The sequence below is a fragment of the Streptomyces sp. BE303 genome (genome assembly GCF_036290945.1).
Classification (GTDB): Bacteria; Actinomycetota; Actinomycetes; order Streptomycetales; family Streptomycetaceae; genus Kitasatospora.
Genome location: NZ_JAQYWZ010000435.1, coordinates 1 through 5,306 on the forward strand (window position 1 = coordinate 1; position 5,306 = coordinate 5,306).

At 75.3% G+C, this 5,306-nt stretch carries 2 protein-coding genes; both read right to left on the reverse strand.

The features are described 5' to 3' along the window. Positions 1 to 2,268, reverse strand: a 2,268-nt coding sequence (locus PUR56_RS08690; protein ID WP_329948452.1) for a type I polyketide synthase, incomplete at its 3' end; no start/stop codon positions are given. A 145-nt stretch (positions 2,269 to 2,413) separates the two neighbouring features. Further along, a partial coding sequence (locus PUR56_RS08695) for an SDR family NAD(P)-dependent oxidoreductase (protein ID WP_329948453.1) occupies positions 2,414 to 5,306 on the reverse strand: 2,893 nt, incomplete at its 5' end.

Sequence of the window (5,306 nt, forward strand, 5' to 3'; positions counted from 1 at the left end):
CTCGCCCGTCACCGTCGAGACGGCGGGAAGCACCGGGTCGTGGAAGGCCAGACCGCTCACCACGGCCCGGAACTCCGCCAGCATCGGCTCCATCAGCCGGGAGTGGAACGCGTGACTCGTCCGCAGCCGCGACGTCTTCCAGCCCCGCTCGGCAGCGAGTCCGGCGATTCGCACGATCTCGTCCTCGGCGCCCGACACGACCACCGCGGCCGGGCCGTTGACCGCCGCGAGGTCGATGTCCGGGAACGCCTCCCGAACCTCGGCCTCCGACGCCCCGACGGCCAGCATCGCGCCGCCCGCGGGCAGCGCCTGCATCAACCGGCCCCGCGCCACCACCAGCTTCGCCGCGTCCGCCAGGGAGAGGACCCCGGCGGCGTACGCGGCCGTGATCTCACCCACCGAGTGACCCGCCACGACATCCGGCGTCACACCCCACGAACGGACCAGCGCGAGCAGCGCCACCTCGACCGCGAAGATCGCCGGCTGCGCCGAACCCGTCCGGTCCAGCGACTCCGCGTCCAGCCCGTGCAGCGTCAGCCCCAGCGCCTCGCACGCCTCGTCATAGGCGGTCGCGAACACCGGGAACGCCTCCGACAACCCGCGGCCCATCCCGACCCGCTGCGACCCCTGACCGGTGAACACCACCGCCAGCCGGCCCTCGACCGCCGTGCCCCGCACCACCGCGTCGCCCAGCAGCACGGCCCGCTGCTCCAGCACCGCCCGCGAAGTCAGGGCCACCCCGATGTCCGACGGATCCGCGGTCAGCGCCCGCACCCGCCGGACCTGGGCCTCCAGCGAATCGGCGGAACGTGCGGTCACCACCAGCGGCACCACCGGCAGCGGGGCTGCCGCCACCGGCTCGCCCGACCCTTCCGGCTCGGCCGCCGGCACCGGCGCGGGTGCCTCCTCCACGATCACGTGCGCGTTGGTCCCGCTGATCCCGAAGGACGACACACCGGCACGGCGGGGCCGCTCGCCCGCCGGCCAGGGCCGTGCCTCCGTCAGCAGCTCCACCGACCCGGCCGACCAATCGACCTGGGACGACGGCGCGTCCACGTGCAGCGTCCGGGGAAGGACCCCGTGCCGCATCGACTGCACCATCTTGATGATCCCGGCGACACCGGCCGCCGCCTGCGTGTGCCCGATGTTCGACTTCAGCGACCCCAGGCGGAGCGGCTCGCCGCCGGCCCGGTCCTGGCCGTACGTCGCCAGCAGCGCCTGGGCCTCGATCGGGTCGCCCAGCCGGGTCCCCGTGCCGTGCGCCTCCACCGCGTCCACCTCGGCCGGGGAGAGACCGGCCGACACCAGGGCCTGGAGGATGGCGCGCTGCTGGGCGCCGCCGTTCGGCGCGGTCAGGCCGTTGGACGCGCCGTCCTGGTTGACCGCGCTGCCCCGGATCACCGCGAGGACGGGGTGCCCCAGGCGCTGCGCGTCCGAGAGGCGCTCGACCAGCAGCATGCCGACGCCCTCGCCCCAGCCGGTGCCGTCCGCGCCCTCGGCGAAGGACTTGCACCGGCCGTCGGCGGCGAGACCGCCCTGCTTGGCGAACTGGCCGAAGGAGTCCGGGGTCGACATGACCGCCACGCCGCCGGTGAGTGCGATCGAGCACTCCCGGCTGCGCAGGGCGCGACAGGCCAGGTGCAGGGCGACCAGCGAGGAGGAGCAGGCGGTGTCGATGGTGACGGCCGGGCCCTCCAGGCCGAACGTGTAGGCCAGCCGGCCGGAGAGGACGGCCGGGGCGGTGCCGGTGAGCAGGTGGCCGAGGACGCCGTCGGGAAGGTCCTCGACGTACGAGCTGTACCCCAGGTAGCTGCCGCCGACGAAGACGCCGGCCTGGGTGCCGCGCAGCGTCGCCGGGTCGATCCGGGCGTTCTCGAAGGTCTCCCAGGCCACTTCGAGCAGGACCCGCTGCTGCGGGTCCATCGCCAGCGCCTCGCGCGGGCTGATCCCGAAGAACGCGGGGTCGAAGTCGCCGGCGTCGTGGAGGAAACCGCCGGTGCGGACGTCGTCCTCGGCCGCCGCGGCCGGGGCGAACCAGCCCTCCCAGCCCCGGTCCGTGGGAAACCCGGAGACGGCGTCCCGGCCCTCGTCCACCAAGGCCCAGAGGTCCTCGGGGGAGGACACCCCGCCGGGGTACCGGCACCCCATCGCCACGACGGCGATCGGCTCCTGTTCCGCGGATTCCAGCTCGGTGAGGCGCCGGCGGGTCTGGGCCAGGTCCGCGCTCACCAACTTGAGGTAATCGCGAAGGGTTTCCTCAGTTGCCATTCAGCTTCACCTCTGCGGATGACCGAACGCACGTCGAATCGAGCGACGTCCGAAATCGAAGGCCTCGAAAAGCAGCCCGACGCTGAGGCTAGGAGCTCCGGATTGCCACCCGGAACCCCTAGCGCTCCCCTAGGGGCCTGCCCGCTCAGGCCCGTCCGAGCTGCGAGTCGATGAACTTCAGCAGGTCGTCGTCGGAATCCCCGGAGGGCGTCCCCGGCGCCGCCGCGGACGCCTCGGAACCCCCCGCGTCCAGCAGGGACAGCAGCGAACGGAGTTTGATCCGCAGCTTGGTCCCGGTGATCGTGTCCGGGGTGGATCCGGTGAGCCGCTGCTCTATGCCGTCGAGTTCGTCGAGGACCGAACGGGAATTGTCCGGAACCATGTGAATTCGCAGATACGCCGCGAGTGCGGCGGGCGTGGGATGGTCGAAGACCAGTGTCGCCGGGCACCGCAACCCGGTCGACGCATTCACCCGGTTGCGCAGCTCGACGGCCGTGACCGAGTCGAATCCGATTTCCCGGAAAGCACGGTCCGGCGGAATCCTGTCGGCGCGGGAAATGCCGATGACGGCCGCGATGTGTCCCCACAGCAGGTCGACCAGTTCGCGCTCGGCGTCCTCGGGCGGCAGGGCGGCCAGGCGGTCGCGGAGCGCGGCGGCGGCGTCGGTGTCCTCGGGCCGGTCCGGGCCGCGGTCGGCGGCGGCCTCCAGCTCGCTCAGGAGGCGGCCGGTCCGGGCCAGGCCGAACGCCGGCAGGAACCGGGCCCAGTCGACGTCCGCGACGACCAGCGACGCCGGTGCGGCGGCCAGTTCGGCCACCGCCCGGCCGGGGTCCAGCGGCCGGATGCCGAGCCGGAGCAGCGAGCCGTCCGCCGCCGCCGTGGCGGCGATCCCGCCGCCCGCCCACGGTGACCATGCGACGGCCGTGGCTGGCCGGCCCTGGGCGCGGCGCCGGTCGGCGAACGCGTCGAGGAAGGCGTCGGCGGCCGCGTAGGCGGGGTGCCGGGCGGTGCCCCAGACGCCGGCCACGGACGTGAAGACGACGAACGCGTCCAGCTCGGTGCCGGCCAGGAGCTCGTCCAGGAGGAGCGCCCCGGTGACGCGGGCGCCCGTCACGGCCGCGGTCTCGGCCGCTGTCAGGTCGGCGACGGGGGTGTCCTGGGCGACGCCCGCCGCGTGCACGACGGCGCTGAGGTCGGCGGGGAGGCCGGCGACGAGCGAGTCCACCTGCTCCCGGACGGTGAGGTCGCAGGCGACGACGGTCACCTGCGCGCCGGTCTCGGCGAGTTCCGCGCGGAGGGCTTCGGCTCCGGGGGCGTCCGGGCCCCGGAGCCCGGCCAGGACCACGCCGGTCGCGCCGTTGCGGACGGCCCAGCGGGCGGTGTGCCCGCCCAGTGCGCCGGTGCCGCCGGTGATCAGGACGGTTCCGCGCGGACGCCAGCCGGCTTCGGCCGTCGCCGGGGCGGGCCGCAGGCGGCGGCCCCAGGGCTGCCCGTCGCGGAGCGCGATCTGGTCCTCGCCGCCCGTCGCGGCGAGGAGCGCGGCGAGCCCGTCGGCGGCGGGGCCCGTCGCGGTGAGCCCGTCGGCGCCGGCCTCGGGCAGGTCGACCAGGCCGCCCCACCGGCCGGGGTGTTCGAGTGCGGCGACCCGGCCGAGGCCCCAGACCTGGGCCTGCGCGAGGCTGCGCACCGGTTCGCCGCCGACGGCGACGGCGCCGCTGGTGACGATCCACAGCGGGGCGTCCACGCCGTCCAGCATCTGCACCAGGGAGACGGTGTCCGCGAGGCCGCGCGGTACGGCCGGGTGGTCGGGATGCGGGCGCTCGTCGAGCGCCAGCAGGGACACGACGCCCGCGGTCCCGCCGGGCGGGACGTCGTCGCCCGCGCCGGCGGTCACCACGTCCGCACCGGCCGAGGCCAGGTGCGCCGTGACGGCCGCCACGAGCGGGTGGGGTACGGCGGGTGCGACGACCAGCCAGCGGCCGGTGAGGCGGGCACCGGCGCCGGGCGTCACGGGGGCCCAGCCGACGGTGTGGCGCAGGCCGGTGTCCCGGGTGAGGGGCTCGCCCGCGTGGTCCGGCGAGAGCCAGTAGCGGCGGTGCTGGAAGGGGTAGGTGGGCAGGTCGGGCAGGCGGCGGCCGTCGGTGGGCCAGGCCCGCCAGTCGACCTCGATCCCGCGGACCCACGCCTCGCCGAGCGCGCGGATCCGCCCGGCCGGGCCGTCCTCGCCCCGGCGGAGCGTCCCCCAGATCCCGGCGTCGGGGGCGCACTGCTCCAGGGCCATGGTGAGCACCGGGTGCCCGGAGACCTCGGCGAACAGCCGGAAGCCGTTCGCCGCCAGCTTCTCCACGACCGGCGCGAAGCGGACCTGTTCCCGCAGGTTCGACCACCAGTAGGCGGCGTCCACCGATTCGGTGACCTGCTCCCCCGTCACCGTCGAGTACCACGGGATGCGCGGCGCCGCGCCGCGCACCTCGCCCAGTGCGGCCGACACGGCCTCACGCGCGGGCTCCACCTGCGGCGAGTGCGACGCGTACCCGACGCCGACCAGCCGGGCCCGGACTGCGCGGCTCTCGCACCAGGGCACGAACGCCTCGACGAGCGGCCGCTCGCCCGCCACCACCACCTGCGACGGGGAGTTCACGGCGGCCACCACCAGGCCGGCCCACTCCGGGCCCGCCAGCCAGTCCGCGACGTCGTCGGGCGTGGCGCCGACGGAGGCCATGCCGCCGTGCCCGTCCAGTCCGACCAGCGCCCCGGAACGCGCCGCGACCACCCGCGCCCCGTCCTCCACCGTCAGCGCCCCCGCCACCACCGCAGCGACCATCTCACCCTGCGAATGACCCACCACCGCGGCGGGAACCACCCCGAACGACTCCCACCACGCCGTGAGGGCGACCCCCACCGCCCACAGCACCGGCTGCACCACCTCCACCCGCGCCAACCAGTCGTCCCCGCCCCGCAGCACCGCCTCCACCGAGAACCCCGTCAACGGCAACAGCGCCGCATCACACTCCCGCAGACGATCCGCGAACGCTCGC